The organism is Bradyrhizobium sp. GW821-FHT13H05, assembly GCF_058804065.1.
This window is the reverse complement of sequence record NZ_JBXAPO010000002.1, coordinates 728,985-751,473: the sequence shown is the minus strand read 5'-3', so window position 1 is coordinate 751,473 and position 22,489 is coordinate 728,985. Positions and strand designations below refer to the sequence as shown.

The 22,489-nt window shown below is 60.1% G+C and carries 18 protein-coding genes; 15 read left to right on the top strand and 3 right to left on the bottom strand.

Features of this window, described 5'->3' with window-relative positions; translation table 11 throughout:
- The first annotated feature begins 135 nt into the window (after positions 1 to 135).
- Positions 136 to 912, top strand: coding sequence for a response regulator transcription factor (locus AC1RR3_RS07840; RefSeq protein WP_492821051.1), 777 nt, complete (start codon positions 136 to 138; stop codon positions 910 to 912).
- Here AC1RR3_RS07840 and AC1RR3_RS07835 read toward each other — a convergent pair.
- Positions 870 to 3,134 (bottom strand): ATP-binding protein, encoded by a 2,265-nt coding sequence (locus AC1RR3_RS07835; RefSeq protein ID WP_492821049.1) that lies wholly within the window; start codon positions 3,132 to 3,134, stop codon positions 870 to 872. The genes AC1RR3_RS07840 and AC1RR3_RS07835 overlap by 43 nt on opposite strands.
- Before the next feature lie 232 nt (positions 3,135 to 3,366).
- Between AC1RR3_RS07835 and AC1RR3_RS07830 the strand changes: the two genes are divergently transcribed.
- From AC1RR3_RS07830 to ertD, 14 genes are all read left to right on the top strand, one after another.
- On the top strand, positions 3,367 to 3,678 hold the full coding sequence (locus tag AC1RR3_RS07830; protein ID WP_492821047.1) for a hypothetical protein: 312 nt from the start codon (positions 3,367 to 3,369) through the stop codon (positions 3,676 to 3,678).
- Positions 3,679 to 3,968: 290 nt separating this feature from the next.
- Positions 3,969 to 4,403: a cyclic nucleotide-binding domain-containing protein gene (locus AC1RR3_RS07825; RefSeq protein WP_492821045.1), complete on the top strand. Its 435-nt coding sequence runs from the start codon at positions 3,969 to 3,971 to the stop codon at positions 4,401 to 4,403.
- Positions 4,404 to 4,707: 304 nt separating this feature from the next.
- Positions 4,708 to 5,709 (top strand): ornithine cyclodeaminase family protein, encoded by a 1,002-nt coding sequence (locus tag AC1RR3_RS07820; RefSeq protein WP_492821043.1) that lies wholly within the window; start codon positions 4,708 to 4,710, stop codon positions 5,707 to 5,709.
- Between the two features lie 19 nt (positions 5,710 to 5,728).
- Complete coding sequence (locus AC1RR3_RS07815; protein WP_492821041.1) at positions 5,729 to 6,541, top strand: phosphate/phosphite/phosphonate ABC transporter substrate-binding protein; 813 nt, start codon at positions 5,729 to 5,731, stop codon at positions 6,539 to 6,541.
- Positions 6,542 to 6,871: 330 nt separating this feature from the next.
- Entirely contained in the window at positions 6,872 to 7,813 is a 942-nt protein-coding gene (locus AC1RR3_RS07810) for an ABC transporter permease (protein WP_492821039.1), read from the top strand.
- Positions 7,810 to 8,721, top strand: coding sequence for an ABC transporter permease (locus AC1RR3_RS07805; protein ID WP_492821037.1), 912 nt, complete (start codon positions 7,810 to 7,812; stop codon positions 8,719 to 8,721). The genes AC1RR3_RS07810 and AC1RR3_RS07805 overlap by 4 nt, the downstream gene beginning before the upstream one ends.
- Entirely contained in the window at positions 8,718 to 9,701 is a 984-nt protein-coding gene (locus AC1RR3_RS07800; RefSeq protein ID WP_492821035.1) for an ABC transporter ATP-binding protein, read from the top strand. The genes AC1RR3_RS07805 and AC1RR3_RS07800 overlap by 4 nt, the downstream gene beginning before the upstream one ends.
- Entirely contained in the window at positions 9,698 to 10,687 is a 990-nt protein-coding gene (locus AC1RR3_RS07795) for an ABC transporter ATP-binding protein (RefSeq protein ID WP_492821033.1), read from the top strand. The genes AC1RR3_RS07800 and AC1RR3_RS07795 overlap by 4 nt, the downstream gene beginning before the upstream one ends.
- 66 nt (positions 10,688 to 10,753) lie before the next feature.
- Positions 10,754 to 12,676: a LysR substrate-binding domain-containing protein gene (locus tag AC1RR3_RS07790; protein ID WP_492821031.1), complete on the top strand. Its 1,923-nt coding sequence runs from the start codon at positions 10,754 to 10,756 to the stop codon at positions 12,674 to 12,676.
- 210 nt (positions 12,677 to 12,886) lie between these two features.
- A complete protein-coding gene (locus AC1RR3_RS07785) occupies positions 12,887 to 14,173 on the top strand; it encodes an NtaA/DmoA family FMN-dependent monooxygenase (protein ID WP_492821029.1) in 1,287 nt (428 codons plus the stop codon).
- A gap of 515 nt (positions 14,174 to 14,688) precedes the next feature.
- Entirely contained in the window at positions 14,689 to 15,756 is a 1,068-nt protein-coding gene (locus AC1RR3_RS07780; RefSeq protein ID WP_492821027.1) for a flavin reductase, read from the top strand.
- Positions 15,757 to 15,764: 8 nt separating this feature from the next.
- On the top strand, positions 15,765 to 16,604 hold the full coding sequence (locus AC1RR3_RS07775) for an aldo/keto reductase (protein WP_492821025.1): 840 nt from the start codon (positions 15,765 to 15,767) through the stop codon (positions 16,602 to 16,604).
- 35 nt (positions 16,605 to 16,639) lie between these two features.
- Complete coding sequence (locus AC1RR3_RS07770; RefSeq protein ID WP_492821023.1) at positions 16,640 to 18,217, top strand: ABC transporter substrate-binding protein; 1,578 nt, start codon at positions 16,640 to 16,642, stop codon at positions 18,215 to 18,217.
- A gap of 48 nt (positions 18,218 to 18,265) precedes the next feature.
- Complete coding sequence (gene ertD, locus AC1RR3_RS07765; RefSeq protein ID WP_492821021.1) at positions 18,266 to 19,660, top strand: hydantoin-5-propionate amidohydrolase; 1,395 nt, start codon at positions 18,266 to 18,268, stop codon at positions 19,658 to 19,660.
- A 50-nt stretch (positions 19,661 to 19,710) separates the two neighbouring features.
- Here ertD and AC1RR3_RS07760 read toward each other — a convergent pair whose 3' ends face one another.
- Both AC1RR3_RS07760 and ertE read right to left on the bottom strand, forming a co-directional pair.
- The gene (locus AC1RR3_RS07760) at positions 19,711 to 21,066 is read right to left on the bottom strand and encodes a UbiD family decarboxylase (protein WP_492821019.1); all 1,356 of its coding nucleotides are present in this window, start codon (positions 21,064 to 21,066) and stop codon (positions 19,711 to 19,713) included.
- A gap of 22 nt (positions 21,067 to 21,088) precedes the next feature.
- Complete coding sequence (gene ertE, locus AC1RR3_RS07755; protein ID WP_492821017.1) at positions 21,089 to 22,357, bottom strand: N-carbamyl-l-glutamate amidohydrolase ErtE; 1,269 nt, start codon at positions 22,355 to 22,357, stop codon at positions 21,089 to 21,091.
- Positions 22,358 to 22,489 lie beyond the last annotated feature (132 nt).

The following is a 22,489-nucleotide window of genomic DNA, read 5'->3' as shown; positions in this document are numbered from 1 at the left end:
CCTGAAAATCGTGCCTGTCCGTCACGGATGCCCCCAAATGTTTGCGCGGCGGCTCATCGGCCTCGCGGTAACTCTTCCCGGCGATGAAACCCTAGGGGCGCGGTGCTTCCTGAATGTGTTGCAATTGTTTCACGATTGTTTCATATTTCGCCCGCCGGTGCCTGGAGGCATTCGATCAAAAGGCTTTTGCTCATCGAGGATGACGACACGTTCGCCATCCTGCTCGCTGCCTACTTCAGGACCGCAGGCTACGCCACAGAGCGCGTTGGTTCGGCAGAAGTGGGATTGAGGAAACTCGACCGCGAGGCGTGGGACGCCATTGTCGTAGACCTCAATCTGCCCGACGAAGATGGGATCGTGCTGATACGCATGCTGAGGGCGAGGTCGTCGATTCCGATCGTCGTGGTGACGGGCCGGAGTGAGGCCGAGGATCGGTTGGTAGCGCTGGAGATCGGCGCCGACGATTTTGTGCCCAAGCCTTTCGAGCCGCGCGAACTGGTGCTTCGTCTCAACAACATCCTGCGACGCGGTGACCGGCAGGCGGGCGAACCCGGATTGCGGCTGGATTGCGCGGGAGGCGAGCTGGATCTGCGCGGCCGAACGTTGCTCAACGCCTCGGGCGAGAGCGTGGATCTCAGTGCTGCCGAGTTCTCGTTGCTCAATGTGCTCGCCAAGAGCCAGGATCGTGTGCTGACCCGCGCCCAGATCATCGATGCCGTGGCGAGCGGCGAGTCTCCGGATTCCGAGCGCGCCATCGACATCCGGATTTCGCGGCTTCGTAGAAAAATGGCGCAGGCGGGGCTCAATTCCTCGTTGCTGCGGACGGTGCGAGGTTACGGCTACAAGCTGGAGTCGGTCGGGCGGAGAGGTCAGGTCAGAGGCAAGGCCGGCGCCTCGAGTTCGGACGCGTAGGCCTGCATCTGTCTAATCGCCCTGGTCAGGTCGTCACGCAGCGCTTCCACCTGTGATCTCGACATCGCTTCTTCGTCGCCCTGCTTGGGGACGAACGCCTTGGCTGCAAGCTCGTCGAAGCCAAAGAGGCCCGCAACCGAGTGAACCTTGTGCAGCAGACGTCCAAGCTTGCGGCGATCGCTCGTGCGCCTGGCCAACTCGGCCGCGGTCTGTCGGAAGGTCGCGATGGCTGCGACGATGATCGCACGAACGTTCTCGCGCCCGATATCGACGACCATGCGGTCCACGCGTGCGCTATCGAAGGCGCCGACCACATTCGCTCGCTGTGGAAAACGTATGCGATCCTTTGGCTGCAGAACGCTTGCGCCTTCGGGAGCGCGCGTATTGGCAAGGGCTTCGGCGAGTTGTTCCAGCGATACCGGTTTCTCGACGAATCCGGTGAACCCGGCCGCAAAGTAGGTTTTGACTTCTTCGGGCAAGGCATTGCCCGTCAGGGCGATAATCGGCGGATGTCTCCCGCCGAGGTCCATGAGCGCGATTTTCCGGGCTATGTCGATGCCGGACATTTCCTGCATGGAAATATCGAGAAGCACCGCATCGTAGGAATCCCGTTGAAGCGCGTGCAACCCTTCCATGCCGTCGAGCGCGGTCGTCACCTTGTGGCCGAGGCGTTTGAGAAGCGCCTGCACCACAATCAGATTGGTCTGTTCGTCATCCACCACGAGGACATGTAGCGGCGGACCGGCGAAGGCCGGTCTCGATCGCGCGATCGGCCGCGTTTGCGCCGCCTCACCTGTGCCGGTGATGGGAACTTCGACCCAGGCGCGTGTCCCGCGGCGAGGGGCAGGCGACAGTCCGACCCGGGCACCGATCGCTTGCGCCAACTCCTCGCAGATCGAGAGGCCGAGGCCGTGGCCTTCGATACCCGCCTCGATATGCTCCTTCTGTCTGGAGTACGGAGTAAACAGTTCATCCTTTCGGTCCTCGGCGATGCCCGGACCGGTGTCTGTAATGGTAATCCGCATCACGGCATCGCCCGTTTCAGTCCGGCTCGCCGATGCCGCGAACGAAATTGTTCCGGACGACGTGTATTTGAAAGCGTTTCCCAACAGGTTCAGAATGATTTGTCGCAGCCTTCTCGGGTCGGTCGCGACCGAGGCCGGCAAGTCGTTCCGTATTCGCGAGTGGAATTTCAATCCCCGCTGATCCGCCATCAGTTTCGCGATGTTGGTCATTTCTTCCAGCATCGGACGGCACTCCACCGTTTCGCGACGAATGTTGACGTGGCCCGAATTGACGCTCGCGACATCGAGAATGTCGTTCAGCACGTCGCGCATGGAGCGTGCGGCCCCCAGAAGACTGGACATCATGGCCTTTTGCCGCTTGGACATCTCCTCACCCTCGAGAAGCTGGGCGACGCCGAAGATGACATTCAACGGATTGCGTAGTTCATGGCCGACCTTGGCGATGAACTGGGTCCGCATCGCGATCTCGGCCTCCGCTTGGGCACGAGCGGCTCGCAGGTCGCGTTCCCGCTCTTTCAACACCGTTATGTCGGCGCGAATGCTGGTGATGCCTCCAGACGCCGTGCGCCGTTCGCTGACCTGGATCCAACGGCCATCCGAAAGTTGCTGTTCGAAAAAGCCGATGCCTGCCTGATGAAACGAAATCCGCCGTTGGGTCCAGATTTCCTCGTCTTCGTTGATCTTGAATACGCCCCTGCGGATGCTGTCGCGAACCAGATCAGGAAAGTACAGACCGGGTACCATGAGATCGGCCACGGCGGGATAAAGGCCCCTGTATTGCTCGTTGCAAATGAGCAGCCGATCCTGCGCGTCATACAGCACGAAGGCCTCGGGGAGCGCTTCTATTCCCTCGATTAATGCGCTTGTCAGATCGCGATCGTGCCTGCTCTCGTCGACCGGTTGCTGAAAGACGGCGCCGGACGCATCAAGGCCGCTGAATTTCCGGCCGAAAGCCAGACCACGCTCTGCAGCTGGAAAGGCAGGGCACGTTACTACCCGCGCGGCGAAAGCGGAATCGTCGTTGACGGCGGTTCGCGCGAGGCGGCTCAGGGACATCGTAGTCCCGTTGATCTCAACCTGAGCATCGCCCTCGATCGAACGGCTCTTTGCTGCCCGCAGCGGAGCTGGGGCCGACGGATCGGTCCAGACGATCCTGTTGGAGCGACTGGACCACTGCCACAGTGCAAGCGCTTCCATTTCAATCTGCTTCAGCTTGGGCGGGTTGACTGAACAAAATACGGATGATGTTGTCGGTGGGCAACCCGCGCGATGCCTCGGATGGATATCTTGACAAATTGTAAGGCCGCAGAGGTCGAGCTGGGGCCCGGTGCCTGATGCCGAACCACGTGCATCTCGTCCTGGTGCCGTCCGACCCTGACGGTCTGCGCGCCTACAGGAATGTGGATGTTCTCTTCACTCGACAGCGCAAATGGATCTTAACAAGAACCTTATCCAGGAATTCCAAGAAATGGCAGGGCGTGCCATCCCGCCATCGCAGCTGATACTGCACATCGGTAATCGATTGGGGATGCGGGACATTCATTTCCGTCTGCTGGCGATCGCATACTTTCGAGAGGCGTTTGCCTTGTCGCTCAACGATGCAATGAATATCGGCGCGTCGTCCATCTTTCCGGATGGAGCAAGCGACGACGATGAATTGAATGAAAAAGTGATATTGATGATCCAACAAGCCAAGCCCTTGCGGGGAGCGGAAGGAAGTCGATCTGATCGCGGTACGTAGGCGGATCAGCGAAGAATTACAGTGCTGGACTGCACTCCTGAAGTGAGACACGGTAATTGCAGCGACAGGCATTCCGGGGATGACTTGCGGCAGCAGAAGGAAAAGACTGTCGGTTTCCGGTGGTGTTAAAAAGAGAGTTGAACGAAGCAATGGCGATCCAGGCCGCCGATAGGCGGATGCTATCCAGCCGGTTGGCATGAAGATTGCTGGATTTGCCGTATGTAACGCGCGCTTCTTGCCCCAATTCGATAGTTCGGTCAGGCGCGGGCGAAACGGCCTGTGAGGATGCCATGCAGTCATTGATAGCTGACAAGAAGCCTTCAGCGGAAACTTGGCGGCTGTCCGAAGATTCGATGGGTCATTGGCGGCATTTTGACGCCAGTCGCGAATTGCGGCTGATTGCCGGGCAGACGCTTTACCACCAGGGTGAAGTGTCCACATATTTCTACCTGATCATCAGCGGAAAAGTCGAAGTGTCGATGGTGCGCGAAGACGGTAGCTATTTCATGGTCGAGATCATGGGGGCGAGGGCGCTGTGTGGTGAAGGCGCCGCCCTCGATGGGATGCCTCGATTTTCATCCGCGGTCGCGACCTGCAACACCATCGTCAAGCGCTTTGATGCGTCCAGGCGATGCGAAGCCTTCCAGGAAGATCCAGAGCTTGCGATGTCCTATCTCACCACGGGCAATGTAAGGAGGCCTTCGCTTGTATCCGCCGCTTGGTAATGGTGGAGATGCGACAGGCGCGCGCTAGCGGCCAACGTTAGTTTCTTGAAGATCGAAATCGACGCCTCCTCTTGCTCTGCGCAGCTAGAAGGCGAACGGATGCGCCTGGTCCTGGCGTGGGATCCATCAATCGCATGACAGAATGACTTGGCGAGGTCCGGACTGCCGCGAGTAGCGAACTCTCCCGGCGCCCCCACTACGTATGCTGTCATCGGAGCGAGCATGGGCCCCGCGCAGCGCTCAGCGTTGACTCTTTCGAGTCCGTAGATAACGTCTAGACATATTTCTTGACTGGAGAAGTGGCGTGCCACCGATCTATATCGCCTACCTCAATCGCCTCGATATTGAAGAACTCAAGATCACCGACGAGGAAGTCCTCGCGGCGATCGAGACGAGCCTGGCGGCCCAGGGCAGGGGAGACACCGTAATCGAACCGCGGGTGCATCTCGAACCGGGCGCTGCGAATGGACACTTCAACGTGCTGCGCGGCGCGATCAAGGCGCCGATTGACCGGGCCGGGGTCAAGATCGTCGGTGACTTCGTTGATAACTACAAGCTCGGACTGCACTCGGAGCTCGGCATCCTAACGTTGTTCGATCCGCGCACCGGCGCGCCGAAAGCGATCATGGACGCGAGCGGCATTACCGACATGCGCACCGGCGCGGTCACCGCGATCGGCGCCAAATATCTGGCGCGCCAGGGCTCAAAGAGTCTTGGTCATATCGGCGCGCGTGGCACCGCCTACTGGAATATCCGGTTGCTCGATCACTTGTTCGACTTCGACGAGATTCGCGTGCATTCCCGCCGCGAGGAGAGTCGCAACAGTTTTGCCGAGCGATTGAGCAGGGATCTTGACAAGAAAGTTGTGGCGACGGACGACTGGCAAAGCTGCGTTGAAGGAGCGGACATCGTGGTCGAGGCGTCGCGGCTCGACAAGCCGACGCCGATGCTAAAAACCGATTGGATCAAGAAAGGCGCGTTTGTCGTACCATATGGCACAATGAGCGCGATCGAGCTGTCCCTCACCGATGTCATGACAAAGCTGGTCGTCGATGATTGGGGACAGTGCAAGGGTGGTAAGTTTGGCAGCCTGCGTGCTCATGTTGAGGCGGGCAAGCTCTCCGAAGCGACCTTGCATGCGGAACTCGGACAGATCGTGGCCGGTCTCAAGCCAGGTCGGGAAAGTGACGCTGAAACCAATCTGCTCTGGCATCGTGGGTTGTCGCTGTCCGATATCGCGCTCGGACATGCCATGCTCGAGAAGGCAGAGCGTATCGGCATCGGGCAACGTTTGCGCTTTGCCTGAAGCAATGGAATCTCCTTAGATGCGCCTAGTTGCCAACGCGAGAATGTACTCTGTCAATCCGCAGGCAGCGGCCGCTTGGAAGGAGCTGTTCGGCTGGCTTGCGCATGGCAGCGGCGTGGACCTCGATATCATCGACCACGCATTCCCGCTCAAATTAGCCGATCTCTGGTCGCGGGACGATCTTGGCTGCGTTTTCATGTGCGGATTTCCGCTGATGTTGTCGAAACGGCGTCCAAAGCTTGTCGCGGCCCCGATTCCGGCCAACGCACCTTTGCCAGGGCGCCCTGTCTATGCCACGCGACTACTCGTTCGTTCGGACTCCGGCTTTCGAAGCCTCCAAGACACTTTTGGCGGCCGGTTGGGCTACACCGTTCCTGACTCGCATTCGGGCTACAACGCGCTACGTCATCATTTGCTGCCGTACTATCGGCTGCGCGGAGAAAAACTGTTTGGCGAAAGCGTCGGCCCGCTCACGACGCCCCGACGCGTGGTCGACGCGCTGCTGAACGGTGACATAGATGTCGGACCGCTTGACAGCTACGCGCTGGACTTGATGTTGCGCCATGACGAGGCACTTCGATCGCAAGTCAGGGTTGTCGAAAGCACGGACGCCGCTCCAATTCCTGCGCTGGTTGCGGCTCCCAATTGTCCCGACGAGGTCATCGCGGCATTGCGAAGCGCTCTCGAACGTGTCGCCGACGCCGCTGAATGCACGGCACTAAGAGATTGCTTGTCTCTCCACGGATTTGCTCAAGTGTCGATGCGCGACTATGCATTGACCTTGCGGTGGCACTCGGAGGCGCGTCTCGCAGGATATCCTGAACCGGCCTGACCGCGGGCGCATGGAACCGGCGAGATGCGCCACTTCGGACGATGCATTATCGAAACTCATTGCGCGGTTCGGCAAGCAACTGGCTCTTCCGAGAGGTGCGAGAACGAACAAATTCACAGCATTTGTTGATGGCGTTTTGAGCAGGCTGACTAACCAGTTCGCTTTCTCGCATCATGATCGCGAAATCTATCGCCTGAGACATCAACGGCTATTGGCCGTCCTAGACCTGTCGGACTAGTCTTGCTGCGGCAGTCGAGCAGCGCAATGTCGGTGGCCAACCGAGCCGTTTGCAGGGTTCGTGCATGGCCAGCGCGCGGTTCGGGAGACGACATGCTCTACTACGTATTTCGCCGCCTACTGATGCTGCCGCCGGTCATGCTGATCGTGGCTTTCATCGTATTTGGGCTCCTCTACGTCACTCCCGGAGATCCCGCCGCGATGATCGCCGGCGATCAGGCGACTCCCGAGGAAGTCGAGCGCATCCGTGTGTCGATGGGGCTGGATCAGCCGTTCCATATTCGGTTCGGCTTCTGGATATGGCAACTGATGAACGGCGATCTCGGTACATCGATCTTCGCCAATCAGCCGGTGGTGCAAATGATCGGTCAACGCATCGGGCCGACATTCTCATTGCTCATATCCAGCCTCGTGATCTCGGTGGCCATCGCCGTTCCTGTCGGAGTTTTGGCGGCTTGGCGGCGCGGCCATGCGATTGACAGGATCATCACCGGGCTAACTGTGCTCGCTTTCTCCTTGCCGGTGTTTGTCGTTGGATATCTGCTCGCGTTCTCGTTCTCAACGTCGCTTCACTGGTTGCCGGCACAAGGCTATGTCCCTCTCGCCGACGGCTTCGTGCCCTACATTTCTCATCTCATCTTGCCGTCGCTCACGCTGGGCGTGTCCTACGCAGCCATTCTGGCGCGGACGACGCGAGCCTCCATGCTCGACGTGCTCACCCAGGATTATGTGAGGACCGCGATCGCCAAGGGCGCGGGCCCGCGGGTCATTCTCTACAAGCATGCGCTGAGAAACGCGTCGGTGCCGATCGTGACGGTCATCAGCATCGGTATCGCAACGCTCATGGGTGGTTCGGTGATCACAGAAAGCGTGTTTTCAATCCCCGGGCTCGGACGTCTTACGCTCGATGCAATCCTTCATCGCGATTATCCGGTAATCCAGGGCGTGGTCCTGCTGTTCAGCGCCAGCTACGTCGCAATCAACCTCATTACCGACCTTGCTTACACAGTCGTGGATCCGAGGATCCGATATTGAATCATCAAGCGCCTACCTCCAGCATCGCGGGCCCGTTGCAGGCAACTGCGCTTCCGGTGCGCCGCGCGAACTCGGAGTGGCGGGTGCCGCGTTTCCTGAAGCGTCATCCACAAATTGGTGTCGGCGCCCTGATATTGCTTGCGGTTATGCTTATCGCGATTTTTGCGCCGATCCTCGGCACCGTCGATCCGCGGGCCCTCTCCGTGACCAAGAGGTTGCGACCGCCGTCGGCGGAATTCTGGTTCGGCACGGATGCCTTGGGACGCGATCTCTACTCGCGTGTCATTTACGGCGCACGAATCTCCGTAGGGGTGAGCGTATCATGCGCGCTTCTGTCCTGCGTTGGCGGCACGATCGTCGGAATGGTGTCCGCTTCGGGACGATGGGCGGATTCCGTCGTGATGCGGATCATGGACGGCTTCATGTCGATCCCATCCATGTTGCTCGCCATCGCCTTGATGGCCGCCACGCGTGGGTCCGTCGGGACTGTGATCGCTGCGATCACGGTGGTCGAAATTCCTCGCGTTGCGCGCGTGATACGCGGGGCCATGCTGGCGCTTCGCGAGATGCCCTTCGTAGAGGCCGCGATCGCGGCCGGCTCGACAACGCCGAAAATCCTCATTCGCCATCTGCTTCCGGCAGTCGTGTCGCCGTTGACGGTGCAGGCAACGTTCGTCGGCTCGGCAGCGATCATCATCGAGGCGAGTCTGTCGTTTATCGGTGCGGGAACGCCGCCGACCATTCCCTCGTGGGGGAATATCATGGCCGATGGCAAGGCGCTCTGGCAGGTCAAGCCGCATTTGGTCTTTATTCCGGCCGTGTTTCTCGGCGTGACGATCCTGGGCGTGAATTTGTTGGGTGACGGGCTGAGGGACGCGCTCGATCCGAGAATGGCAGAGCGGTCGTGACAATCGTCCTGGATGTTCAAGGCCTGAACGTTTCGTTCGCGGGGGCCTCGGGAAGTGTCCGGGCTGTCCGCGGGGTTTCGTTCTCGGTCGCACGATCGGAAACGTTGGCGATCGTCGGTGAATCCGGATCCGGCAAGAGCGTGACGGCCCTGTCATTGATGCGGCTGCATGACGCGGAAAGAACGGAGATATCGGGGAGCGTGAGATTCAAGGGCGCCGAGCTGCTTCAGATGTCCGAGGCCGAAATGCGATCGGTGAGGGGCAACGAGATCGGCATGATTTTCCAGGAGCCGATGAGTTCGCTGAACCCGCTGATGCAGATCGGAGGTCAGATCTCCGAAGCAATCCTGCTGCATCAGGACGTGCCTCGCAGCGAGGCCAGGCAGCGCGCTTTGCGGCTCCTGATTCAGGTCGGAATCGCCGATCCGGAGCGCCGGATGCGGGAATACCCGCATCAATTATCCGGCGGAATGCGTCAGCGTGTGATGATCGCCATCGCGCTGGCTTGCGATCCCGAGATCTTGATCGCGGATGAACCGACGACCGCGCTCGATGTGACGGTACAAGCGCAGATTCTGGATCTCATGCGTGAGCTTAAGGCGCGGACGGGAGCGTCGATCATCATCATCACGCACGATCTCGGCGTCGTCGCCGAACTGGCCGACCGCGTCGCGATCATGTACGCTGGCGTCAAAGTGGAGGAGGGGACCACAGCGGAGATTTTTTCGCGGCCCGCACATCCCTACACCGTCGGATTATTAGGGGCCATCCCGAGCCTGGACCGCAACAGGAGTGAAGGGCCGCTCACCGAAATTCCGGGTCAGGTGCCTTCAGCCAGTCAAACCAGGATAGGGTGTGCTTTCGCCGCCAGGTGCAGTCTTTCGTCATCGCTCTGCTTCGAGAGCGAACCGGCGCTGGAAGATGTCTCTCCCGGCCATGCCGCGGCGTGCCATCATAGGATCGGGACGCCGCTCGCATGAGCAAGGCTGCGCTTCTCGAAGTCGTCTCGCTCAAGAAGCACTTTCCGCGACCACGTGTCGGGTTTGGGCCTCGCGAGGTTGTGAGGGCTGTTGACGACGTCTCGTTCACAGTCGCGCGGGGCGAAACGCTTTCGATCGTGGGTGAGAGCGGTTGCGGCAAGTCCACATTAGGCAGAACAGTCCTCGGCCTGATCCCACCAAGCTCGGGAGCCGTGTGGTTCGATGGCTGGCGCGTTGATGGTCTGGCGAAACCGCGACTGCGCAAGATCAGGCGCCACTTTCAGGTGATATTCCAGGATCCGATGGCGAGCCTTAGTCCGCGGATGCGTGTCCGCGACATTCTCGCCGAGCCGCTCGTCAATTTCGGTCTTGTCAGGGGCCGCAAGGCCGTCGACGAACGGGTTGGCGAACTCCTCGACATGGTGGGCCTCCCGCGCGATGCTGCGGTCCGCTTTGCTCATGAGTTCTCCGGCGGCCAGCGTCAGCGAATCTGTATCGCGCGGGCGCTGGCGCCGGAGCCAAGCCTGATTGTGTGCGACGAGGCCGTGTCGGCGCTCGACGTGTCGGTGAAGGCGCAGATCGTCAATCTGCTGGTGAGCCTCCAGGACAGGCTCGGCCTATCATTGCTCTTCATCAGTCATGACCTGGCCATCGTCGGCCACCTCACGCACCGCATTGCGGTGATGTATCTGGGGGTGGTGGTCGAGATTGGTGACCGGGACCACATCCTTGATCGTCCACTCCACCCTTACACACGGGCGCTCATCTCAGCGGTGCCAAAGGTAAAGGGAGAAACATCCCGGCGCATCGTCCTTGCGGGAGACGTTCCCAGCCCGGTCAATCCGCCGTCAGGCTGCCGCTTTCATACCAGATGCCCGAAGGCCTTCGAGCGCTGCAAGATGGAGGAACCTAAATTGCGCTCGGTCGGTAGCCAGCGCCGGATGGTGGCCTGTCATCTGGACATTGCGGAGCAGGGCATGTCCTAGGACACCTGTCGCGAGGCTGGCACGCATCTTGCTGGATTAGTCTCAAGTTCCGGTGAGAGCTCCTGTATGCCTGTTGCAGAACTTCGCGACCGCGCCTCCGGCATCAATTTAAGCCAGATCGAGACCTTCCTGGCCTTGGTGGAAGAGGGAAGCGTTGCGCCGGCGTTGAAGCGCCTCGGTTTAGGGCGCTCTTCGCTCAGTGCGCATGTGAAGTCGCTCAGCGATGAGCTTGCTCAGCGCCTGGTGACGCGCCTCCAGGGGGGCTTGGCCGTTACCCCGGCCGGACGTGAGGCCTACAGACTGCTCCGCCCGTTCATGGAACACGCGGCACATTGTCTCGCTTTTTTTCACAGCGGTCAGGAAACCGCTCCCGCGCGCATCGAGGTTGTTCTGCCGCAAGGCTATGCGGGAGCGATGTTTGATCAAGCGCTTGTTCAGGTCGCAAGATCGGCGATGACGCGCGTGAGTTCGCACTGGATATCGCCCGCATACGGTAGACCCGAGCCGGCCGAGAATGGCCTGGTTGTCAATTTTGGGGACAAGCGGGCCGGCTCGGGGGGAGGGGCTGACGTTCACGTGATCGCGGATCGGTGGGTACTTGTTCGCTCGGGGCCAAACAAGGGTTGGTTACCTGAAGACGTGCCGCTGTCCGAATTGGTAAACAACACTTTCGCGGTGCCTGAGCTACCCGAAAGCCAGCTCGCGCTGCTGCTTGCCGTAGCGGACAAGACCCAGGCACGCATCAACTGTCTTAGCCAGGATTCGCAGAAGATTCTGGCCGATGGCAGTACGAGTAGAAATTTTAACTTCCTAATTCCGGCTGCTCAACTGAATCCGAGCCTGGTAGCTGAGCATTTTGAATGCGCGCTGCTCGAAAAAAGCGACTTCGATCCGACGATCGCGATCTCCGGCAAACACAGCTCGACATTCGGCCGGGAGATATGCGAGCAATACAACCGGTCGCTCACTGCCGCGATCGCGTCCGAGCCGACGACCTCGTGCAGCGATACCGAGCCGGAGCGAATCTCCTTGAAGCTGTGCCGTTCGTTCCTGGCGCTGTACGAAGAACGCAATATGCGGCGCGCCTCGCAACGTCTGTGCATCGTGCAACCGGCACTCACGGTCCAGCTGCACGGCCTTGAGGAGCTGCTGGATGCGCAGCTCTTCGAGCGCTCCCATCGTGGTCTTGAACCAACTTCTCGCGCCGATTTTCTGTACGGCCTGCTTGCGCCGCTTATGGCAGAATTCGAGGAAGCAGTTCGGACGCTCCGTGCGGGTGCAATCGGTGGGAGCTTGCGGCGCCTCCGTCTCGGTCTCATTCCCGCTCTCGATGCCGAGAGCGAGACAGCGGAATACTTTGCGAACGCGCTCAATCGCTGGTCGGTGCGCTATCCGGAAACGATCGTCCAGGTCCTGGAGGCCTACTCAGCCAAGCTGCTCCAATGGCTTTCGTCCGGACGGATCGATTTCGCCCTGACCGATCGCGTGGTCGAAACCCCGGATATGTCATTCGATCTGATTGCAGAGGACGAAATGGCAGTGGTCGTCGAAAGGTCCACGCAACTCTTGCCACCGGGACCTGTCACGCTGGAGACCGCTTCCAAACTACCGCTGGTGCTTCCGTCCAGCCGACATGGTCTGCGTTCAATCATCGCACAGCCGCTACAAAAGGCAGGACTCAGCCTCAATCCAAGGATCGAGGTCGATTCCATGGCGGCGGCGATCAGTCTGGTGAAGATCGGACGATACGCGACGATCCTGCCGACCGGAGCGATCCACAAGAGCACCGATCGCCGACGTCTCTCGATTCATACGATCCGCGCGCCACGCATTCTGCGCAGCATTTGCCTGGTCAGGATGCGAAGCGAGATCCCGGATCCGGCTGCCCAGGAGTTCATTGAAGAGTTGCGGAGCGCGTTTTCCTCGGCGGGAGAGCGTATCTCCGCCGAAGATGAGGACGTGACTGCCGCGCCAAAACTCATTGCATGACGGTTGCCAAGGCTGCGCCTGAAACGCAACGTCGAGTGGATCGATTGTTCGGCGACGGCACATTTGCGTGTTCTCCCAAGCGACCGAAATCGCTACGGCAATTGTTATCGGCGGTTTCGGAAGATTGAATTATCGTCGCTTCGACGGTCGTGGTTCCTTGCTTCGGAGGAATTATTCCGCAGGAAACGGAACTCAGGAGTCGTCATGAGCATGTTTCATCTGGGCTGGTTTTTGGGCCCCGGTATCACGGTCCAGGGCTGGAATACGCCAAACTATGCTCCAAGCTACGAGTGGACGCAGCCGGACATCTACCAGGATGCGGCAAAAGCACTAGAGCGAGCCTGCTTCGATTTTTTGATCCTGGAAGACACGAGTGCGGTCCCTTATGCCTACAAGGGGTCAATGGATTTTTATCTGAAGAACGCAACGATGACGCCGAAGTTGGATCCGGCGGTCTTGACCCCCTACATCCTCGCCGCGACCAAGCGCCTCGGCGTGGCGTTGACCTTGACTACGACATTCTATCCGCCGTGGATCCTCGCGCGGCAGATGGCGACGCTCGATCACTACTCGAAAGGACGCATTGGCTGGAACATCGTGACGGCCACGAGCGATGCGGCTGCGCAGAACTTCGGCTACGACAAGCAGTTCGAACACGATCAGCGCTACGACATGGCCGACGAATATATCGACCTCGCCGCGCAGCTCTGGGAGGCCTGGGAACCCGATGCGGTGCGCATGGACCTGGAGAGTCAGACCTTCGTTGATCCTGCGAAGGTGAAGGCGATCAACTTCCAGGGGAAATACTACAAGTCGCGAGGGCCGTTGAACGTGCCGCGTTCTCCGCAGACGAAGCCTCTCTACGTCGCTCCTGGCGGCTCGCCGCGCGGACGGAAATTCAGCGGTCGCAATGCCGAGGTCGTGCTCGCCGGCGGCGATTCGATCGCTGAGATGAAAGAATATCGCGCGGATGTCCGCGAACACGCGAAGGCTTATGGTCGCGACCCCGACAAGATTAAGACGATGTTCATCGCCGGTGTCTTCGTCGCGCGCGACAAGAGGGGCGTCGAGGAGATCAAGGAGAACCTGCCCAAGATGAGGCAACGCCGGTTTGAAGCACATCTGGCCTCACTGTCCTTCCTGTCCGGCATCGATTTCTCAAAGTTCGAGCTCGATACCCCGCTTCCGGAGATCAAGACCAACGGCATGCAGACCATGCTGCGGATGTTCAAGGATGCCGGGCCCAAGGCGACGCTGCGTGATATCGGAATGCGTCCGCCGGGCTGGGAGCTGATCGGGACGCCGGACGAGATCGCCTCGATGATGAAGGAGGCGATGCAGGAAATCGGAGGAGATGGCTTCCTGGTCACCGGTCCGGTCACGCCGCGATACATCAATAGCGTGACCGACGAGCTCGTTCCAGTCCTGCAAAAGCGTGGCCTGACGCGGACGGAGTACAGCCACGAGCATTTGAGGGACAATGTGATGGCATTCTAGGCCCAGCCAATTCGGTCTGGAGGCATCCCGTGACAAAGCCACTTATCTTCCAGCGCAACGTACTCGCATTGACCAGTGCGCAAGCTTTCGGAGCCGCTGGGCTTCCCTGGGCGGCCTGGTCGGCCAGATGCTTGCACCATACAAGGTATTCACGACGCTCCCGGTCAGCCTCTACTCCGTTGGTCTCGCGCTCGCCACGATCCCGGCATCTCGCGGAATTGGGTTGTTCGGGCGCAGATCCGTCTATCTTGCGGCAGCGGTCCTGGCGATCTTCGACGCGATCGAGCGCCCGCGCGTTCAGGGACTCAATGACTTTCACGTCTTCGGCGCCACTGCGTCTGGATCGCTCTTGGCAGGTGGTCTCATGAGAACGGAATTGGGTTGGACGGCCGTTGCCTGGACTGCGGTCGTTCTCGCTTTGGCCATAGGCCCCCTTCTATCGCTTGCAATCTATCGCGGTAGCGCTGCCGCACCGGCAGCAGCATGACGTCGCTACGCTCGATGAGGAGTGACACGTGAACGGATACGAGAACCTTGCCCTCATGAATGGTGAATTCTTCAAGGCATTGATGCGCAACATTGCCTCGAGCGTGGCGGTTATTTCGACAAGCAACGAGGGGCGACTTCATGGGATGACTGCCACAGCAGTCTGCAGCGTCAGCGCAGACCCGGCGACGATCCTTATCGTCGTCAACCGATCGACCCGCAGCCACCCGATCATATCCTCGACCAAGCAGTTTACGGTCAACATCTTGGCTGAGGATCAGCACGAAATCAGCGGGCTTTTTGCCTCGAAACAGGACAACCCGTTCTCGGCCGTAGAATATCGGATAGGACTGAACGGAAATCCCATCATTGTGGGCGCTGCCGCGCATCTCGAATGTTCGACGTACTACGAACTCGATGTTGGGACGCATACGATCTTCGTCGGGCACGTCACGAGCGGGGACGTCTCGACGATCCCGCCGCTCGTTTATCACGAAGGACAATACAAGTCGCTCTCGCCTCGCAAGCCCGAGCGCGAAGTGGCGCCGATGTTCATCGATCGCTGGTCCCCCAGGGCGTTCTCGCCGAGCGAAATCGACGACGAAACGCTGTTGTCGCTGTTTGAGGCGGCGAGGTGGGCGCCATCGTCCATGAATGCACAGCCATGGCGCTTCGTCTATGTCCGGCGTGGGCAAGAAAAATGGCAGGCGTTCTTGGACACGCTTTCGAACACCAACCGGTCCTGGTCGGTTCATGCGGCTGCGCTCATCGCGTTCGTGTCGAAGAAGACCCTGCAATTCGACGGGAAGGAATTCCCGTCGCCCACACACAGCTTCGACACCGGCGCGGCCTGGATGAGCTTCGCGCTCCAGGCAAGTCTGTCGGACTGGTACACGCACGGAATGGCGGGGTTCAACGCCGAGAAGCTCGCTCACGAGTTGGAAGTACCCGAGGATTTCGCCATCAACGCGGTCGCGGCGATCGGACGGCTGGGCGATAGCTCGTCGTTGCCGGATCATCTCAGAGCGCGAGAGACGCCGAGCGAGCGAAAGGCCCTGTCGGAGCTTGTCTTCAACGGAACATTCGGTGCGGCATGAGCGGTGGGGTGGCGACCAGTCAGTTCGGCCGCAGCGACACGCTGCCGCCGGTCGGGCTCGGCACGAGACTGTTGCTCGGGGACAGATGTGCCGACGTCGTCATCAAAGCCATCGAGACGGGCTACCGTTATGTGGATACCTCGCCGAGCTACGGCAATGAGGACGCCGCCGGTCGGGGCATAAGGCTGTCCGGGATCGACCGTCGAGAGATGTTCGTTGCCACGAAGGTGGAGCGCGAAGATCTTCGTCCGGAGCGCTTGCTGAAATCGACGAAGCGAAGTCTTGATGTGCTTGGCATTGATTGGATCGATCTTCTGCTGATTCACTGGCCGAACGCCGACGTCCCGATTTCGGAAACATTCTCGGCGATGCGCGAACTTCAATCGTCGGGCGCGATTTCACGGCTAGGGGTCGCAAACTTTCCCGTTGCGATGCTCGATGAGGCCATCGCGGCCGCCGCGCGAGCCGGAACCAAGCTGTTTGCCAACCAGATCGAAGCTCATCCGTCGCTCCCGCAACGGCGGCTTGTCGCTGCCTGCGCCGCGCGCGACGTTCGTCCCATCGCTTATTCGCCCATGGGACGCGACGATCTCAACCATCCCTCGGTCGTGGGTATCGCCGGACGCATGGGACGGACGCCGGCTCAAATCGTGCTGCGCTGGCATATCCAGAGCGGCGTCTTTCCTGTGCCGATCCCAGACACGGGCGAGCCGGCGCAGATCGTCGCCCAATTCGAGCTTTTCGACTTCGAGCTTTCTCGAGACGATATGGCGGTGCTCGGCGGCGTCGGCCCGGAAAGGCGTTACTTCTCGCCTGCTTGGGCTCCAGTCTGGGATCCGCAGGATTAGACCAACCGATTGAAGGCGACTAGAGAGGGCGAAAAATGCGTAGACGAGAGTTCCTGAAGGGCGTGGCCGCAAGCGCTCTACCTTTGCCCGCCTTCGCGCAAGGCAAGACCACGACGTTGAAGATCATCAAGGGCCAAAATCTCGGTAGTGTCGATCCGATCTGGACGACCGCGGCCGCGACGCAGGACTTCGGCTTCATGGTGTTTGACACGATCGTCGGCGCGGATGCTGATTTTGTGCCGAAGCCGCAAATGGCCGAGGGATGGACGATCGAGGACAACGAGAAGACCTACACGTTCAAGCTTCGCGAAGGTCTCAAATTCCACGACGGCGAGCCGGTCAGATCCGTCGATTGTATCGCGTCGATGAAGCGCTGGTGGGCGCGCGACGTCGCCGGCCAGATGGTCGCAGGCGTGACGGATTCCGTCGATGTCATCGACGATCGCACTTTCAGAATGCGTCTGAAATCACCATTTCCGCTGCTGCTCGACGCCCTGGGCAAACTCAGTCCCGCAAGCTGCATCATCATGCCCGAGCGGATCGCCAAGACAGATCCGTTCAAGCAGATACCCGAGGCCATCGGCAGCGGTCCGTTCAGGTTCCTCACGAGCGAATGGGTACCCGGGCAAAAAGCGTCGTTCGCGAAGTTTGTCGATTACATTCCCCGATCCGAGCCCTTCAGCGGTCTCGCGGGAAATCACGCCGCCATGGTCGACCGGGCCGAATGGTCGTTCATCAGCGATGCGGCCACGGCGGCGGCAGCCATGCAAGCGGGGGAGCATGATTATTGGGACGGTCTACCAGTCGATCTCGTGCCGCTCCTGAAGGAGAACAAGAACCTTGTCGTGGGACCTAGGAGTCTGAGCGCCACGAACTACACGTTCGTCATGAATCATCTCCAACCGCCGTTCAACAATCCGGCGATCCGGCAGGCCGTTGCCATGGCGATCGATCAGAAAGACTATCTGCTGGCCGCGACCGCCGGTCTTCCCGAGAATGGCGGGGCTTGTCCGAGTTTCTATACGTGCAACTCGCCCTACGCCGGCGAAGCTGGCGCCGCTGTCTTGAAAGAAAAGAACATCGAGAAAGCGAAAGCGGCTTTGAAGGCAGCTGGCTATGCCGGCGAGAGGGTCGTGTTTATCGGCGCGAGCGAGCCACCTGCGCTGGCCGCGATTGCCCAAGTTTCGGACGATCTTCTCAGGCGCATCGGTTTCAATGTTGAGTTCGTGACGACCGACTTCGCTGGAATGATCCAGCGCCGCGTCAGCAAAGGACCGGTCGACAAGGGTGGATGGAGCGCTTTCAACAGTACCTATGGTGCAGTCGACCTTCGTAATCCGTCGGTCAACTCGCTGCTGCGCGGCGCAGGAGAGCAATCCTGGTTCGGCTGGCCGACCAATCCGCGGCTTGAAGAGCTTCGCAACCAATGGTTCCTCCTGACCAATGCAGACGAGAGGGTCAAGGTTGCTCACGAGATCCAGGTCGAGGCGTTCAAGACGCTTCCGTACATTCCGATCTGCTACTCGTACCCACCGATCGCCTACAGCAAGAAGCTGACCGGCGTCACTCGTCAGCCGATCAATTCGTTCTGGGGAATCGGCAAGCAGTCCTGAAGCGCGCGTCCATCGCGCGGCCAAACCGAAACAAGAAAAGGTGTGTTCATGAGCGATTTCGATCTCGTTCTTACCGGGCAGGTGGTGCGAACCGACCGGGTAATAGAAAATGGCTATGTGGCGATCCGGGGAGAGACCGTCGAATTGGTGGGAAGCGGCGAGCCTCCGGCCGCTCGCGAGCGGCAGGACTTCGGCGAGGCTTACGTGCTTCCGGGCGCGATCGACGCCCAGGTGCATTCGAAGTCACAGCTCGGCCAGGAGGATTTCATCTGGTCGACGCGCGCGGCGGCGGCAGGCGGCGTCACGACTGTCGTCGATATGCCTTACGACGCGGGTTTTCTGGTTTGTACGGGCGACCGGGTTCGTCAGAAGATCAAGGAAGCAGGCGAGCAGGCGCGCGTGGACTACGCGCTCTACGGTACGATCGATCCCGGTGACGGGCCGAAGCACATTGCGGGAATGGTCGAGGCCGGCGTTTCCGCTTTCAAATTCTCGACGTTCAACACCGATTCGAAGCGCTTTCCCCGTATACCGCCCCAGGATCTTTACGCCTGCTTCACCGAGATCGGTCGGTTCGGCCTGGCCGCCGGCGTACACAACGAGAATGATGAGATGGTGCGCGCCGCGATGGCAAGTGTCGAGGCCAGCGGCATTACCGATTATCGTGCCCACGCGCTGTCTCGACCGCCGGTCACGGAAACCCTCGCCATGGCCGAAGTCTATGAACTTGGTGCGCAGTCGGGGTGTTCGACGCATGTCGTCCATTGTTCGGTCGGGCGGGGATACGACCTGTGTGAGGCGTACCGTCGTCAGGGCTTCGATACGACCGTCGAAGCGTGCATCCATTACCTGACTCTGGACGAAGAGAATGACGTCGCACGCCTTGGCGGAAAGGCCAAGATTAACCCGCCCGTCAGGCCGCGCGCCGAGGTCGAGGCGCTGTGGCAGCACCTCGCGGCCGGTCATGTCACGGTCGTGTCTACCGATCACGTCAGTTGGTCGGAGAGCCGCAAAGCAGATCCGGTCATGCTGAAGAATTCCTCCGGCGTGCCTGGATTGGAGGTTCTCTATCCGCTGCTTGTTAAAGGGCTGATTGAGCGTCGTCTTGATATTACCCTTGCCGCAAGGCTCCTTGCTGCCAATCCTGCCCGCCTGTTCAGGTTCGGGCACCGAAAGGGAGCGTTGGAACGGGGCCGCGACGCCGACGTCGTGGTGATGGCCCATGCGCCCCATCGCTACAACCCGGAGGAATCGGGCCATAACTTCGTGACCTGGAGTCCGTATGCGGGGATTGAGTTGCCCTATCGTCCAGTGGCGACATATCTGCGCGGCAAACTGGTGTTCGATGGCAAGAACGTGTTGGCAGAACCCGGTACGGGTGGCTTCGTCCGGCCCGCGGCGCTGCGGCCTTCGTTCGCCAAAAATGAATCGGTGGCCGCCTGAGGCGGTCACCTGCGAGGCCTCGCCCCGTACGTCACATCGTACGGGGTTGGTCAGTAAAGCTCGAGTTCCGCGGCAATGCGGGCCATAACGTTCTTGGGCGCGCTGACGAATTCTGACCGACTCAGTGGCTCGCCGTCGCCCGGGCGTGTCGTGGCAATCATCGCGATCTTGGTTACGGTCAGATCCTCGTGGATGGGATCGCAGCGGTCGGCCTTGACGCCTTCGACAACCATCAGGTCCTCGTGGCCGCGAAAGCGGGCAGCCAGGGCCCACTCCACCTCGCGCGGATTTTCAATGTCGATATCGTCGTCGACGACGGAGATGAGCTTCAACAGGTTGACCTGCCCCATCGCGAGCATGGCTGCCCGTTTGCCTTCGCCCAGCCGCGGCTTGTGCATGGAAATGATCGCGTGCAGGCGACCCATGCCCCCCTCGGTGATGAGGACGCGCCGCACGGCCGGGATCATGCGCTGCAAGGCCTGGCGCAGCGTGGCACCGATCGCGATGCCACCGAGCAGGCAATGTTCGCTGGCATATCCAGGCAAGATCGCCTGATAGATGGCGTCCTTGCGCCGTGTCATGCACGTTATTCGGCCACCCATTCCGGCGCCGTAGCTGACGTAAAAACCGTGGAATTCGGATACGGGGCCTTCCTCGATCAGCTCCTCCGGGTGGAGTTCGCCCTCCAGAACGATTTCCGCCTCTGCCGGTACCTCCAGATCGACGGTCTTGCATTTCACCAGTTTGAGCGGCTGGCCAAGCATACCGCCGATGTTGTCGAATTCGTCATCGCCAAGACCAAGATAAAGCTGTGAACCCAGCAGTACGGCTGGATGATTTCCGATGGCGACGGCGATGGGGAGGCGCTGCCCGAGCGCCTTGGCCTTCTCCGCCAGCAGATTGAGATGATGGTTTTTCGCAATACCGGCCATGACTCTGCCGCCGCCCTCGAGCCGAAGCCGCGCAATGGATACGTTGCGGCGCCCGGTCTCGGGATCTTTTGCGATGATTACGCCGGCGGTGATGTAAGGGGCTGTCTCGCGTTCGAACCAGGTTGGAACGGGTAGTGCGGCCCCAAGATCAATGTCGCCGGATTGCACGACCTCTTGCACGGGCCCTGGCTCCACCATCACGGGCTTGATGGGATAGGAGAGGGCATGCATGCAGAGATCGTCGAGCTTCTCGGGTTCGACGTTCAGCCCAATTGCGAACCGCTCTCGCGAGACCAGAAGGTTTCCAACGACCGGCAAGGAACCGGTTTGCTCGAAGAGGATCGCGGGCCCCCGATCCCTCAGCGCGAGCACGGCACCGATTTCAAACTTCGGATCAATTTGCCGAGTCACGCGATGAAGCGCCCCAGACGAGTCGAGCTTCGACAGGAATCCACGTAGGCTTTGATCAGTCATAGGCTTACGCTCTCATCGTCGTTTAGTTGGCGCCGTCTGCATTATCCAGCGATCGCACGGCATCATAGAGCGTGGCGGTGCCCATCGCCAGGGCGTGCGGGTCGGACCATTCGTCGGGACTGTGGCTCTTGCCTTCCAGGCAGGGGATAAACAGCATGGCCGAACGACCAATCCGGGCAACGAAAGCAGCGTCGTGGCCGGCCCCTGACGCAAGTTCGGTCGTGCTGTAGCCGAACTTCGACGCGCTGTGAGCTAGGATTTCACGAAGGTAGGGATCGCACCTGGTCGGTTCGGTCTTCGAGATGATTGCGAAGCGCTCGCGCTCAACGCCGAACTCCTGGGCCGCCTCCAAACTCTGTCGATCGAGCAACCTGATGAATCCGTCGATCTCCTCGGCGTCCTCAGCACGTATGTCCAGAACCAACCGGGCCCGTCCCGGAATGACGTTTGCGGCATTCGGCGCGATTTCGATAATTCCCGTGGTCGCGACGAAGTGGCCGCGACTGCGCCCTGCCGTGAGCGCGCCTTGTTTGGCGGTCCATGAGACGACTTCCGCGGCTGCTACTCCTGCGTCACGTCGCAACCTCATCGGCGTGCCGCCGGCGTGGTCGGCAGATCCCAGAAAGATCAACTCGATTCGCGCAATTCCGACGATGCCGCTGACGATCCCGAGTTCGATGCGGCTGCTCTCGAGTACACGCCCCTGTTCGATATGGAGCTCGAGATAGGCTGTTATCGGCGGCGGCGTGGTCCACTCCAGAGCGGAGGGGCTACCGCCGACCCTGGCCAAAGCTTCCGACAAACGTTCGCCTGCGGCATTGGTCCGAGACAGCATATCGGGGCTTAGAGCACCAACCATCGCCCGACTACCAATGCAGGAGATGCCGTACTCACTCGGCTCCTCCGCCAGGAAATCTACGATCTCGAGCGGGTGATCAAGGCCGTGGCCGGATCTGACGACGGCTCGCGCAACCTCGACAGCCGCGAGGAGGCCGGCTGCCCCGTCAAATCTGCCTCCGGATGGAACCGTGTCCGAATGCGATCCGAGTACGATGGGAGGGAGCGGGCGACGCCCTTCCAGCCGGCCGATCAGGTTGCCGCCAGTATCCGTCCTGACGGCCAGGCCCGATTGAGTGAAGAGATTGCTGAGCCAGATCCGTCCCTCGGCAAAGCGAGATGTAAACGAACGTCGGGTCCAAGGGCGATCCGGCTCCGTAATCTCGGCGAGCGCCATGAGGTCGGCCCACAGGCGGTCGGCGTCGATGCTTGACGCGCTTGGTTCGAACGGCATTCCCTACGTGAATAGGTTGCCAAGGCATTGCGCCAATAATCGTTTCCGGAAACAGGTATCAGAAAGGTCGTCTCGGCTCATATTACCCGCCGAAGCCGTTGACAGGGTATCGCAGGCAGAGCATCTGCAGAA

Coding starts and splice junctions, on each gene's coding strand:
- AC1RR3_RS07835 (WP_492821049.1), bottom strand. CDS start 3,134: ATGGAAGCGCTTGCACTGTGGCAGTGGTCCAGTCGCTCCAACAGGATC.
- AC1RR3_RS07830 (WP_492821047.1), top strand. CDS start 3,367: ATGGATCTTAACAAGAACCTTATCCAGGAATTCCAAGAAATGGCAGGG.
- AC1RR3_RS07825 (WP_492821045.1), top strand. CDS start 3,969: ATGCAGTCATTGATAGCTGACAAGAAGCCTTCAGCGGAAACTTGGCGG.
- AC1RR3_RS07815 (WP_492821041.1), top strand. CDS start 5,729: ATGCGCCTAGTTGCCAACGCGAGAATGTACTCTGTCAATCCGCAGGCA.
- AC1RR3_RS07810 (WP_492821039.1), top strand. CDS start 6,872: ATGCTCTACTACGTATTTCGCCGCCTACTGATGCTGCCGCCGGTCATG.
- AC1RR3_RS07795 (WP_492821033.1), top strand. CDS start 9,698: ATGAGCAAGGCTGCGCTTCTCGAAGTCGTCTCGCTCAAGAAGCACTTT.
- AC1RR3_RS07790 (WP_492821031.1), top strand. CDS start 10,754: ATGCCTGTTGCAGAACTTCGCGACCGCGCCTCCGGCATCAATTTAAGC.
- AC1RR3_RS07785 (WP_492821029.1), top strand. CDS start 12,887: ATGTTTCATCTGGGCTGGTTTTTGGGCCCCGGTATCACGGTCCAGGGC.
- AC1RR3_RS07770 (WP_492821023.1), top strand. CDS start 16,640: ATGCGTAGACGAGAGTTCCTGAAGGGCGTGGCCGCAAGCGCTCTACCT.
- ertD (WP_492821021.1), top strand. CDS start 18,266: ATGAGCGATTTCGATCTCGTTCTTACCGGGCAGGTGGTGCGAACCGAC.
- AC1RR3_RS07760 (WP_492821019.1), bottom strand. CDS start 21,066: ATGACTGATCAAAGCCTACGTGGATTCCTGTCGAAGCTCGACTCGTCT.
- ertE (WP_492821017.1), bottom strand. CDS start 22,357: ATGCCGTTCGAACCAAGCGCGTCAAGCATCGACGCCGACCGCCTGTGG.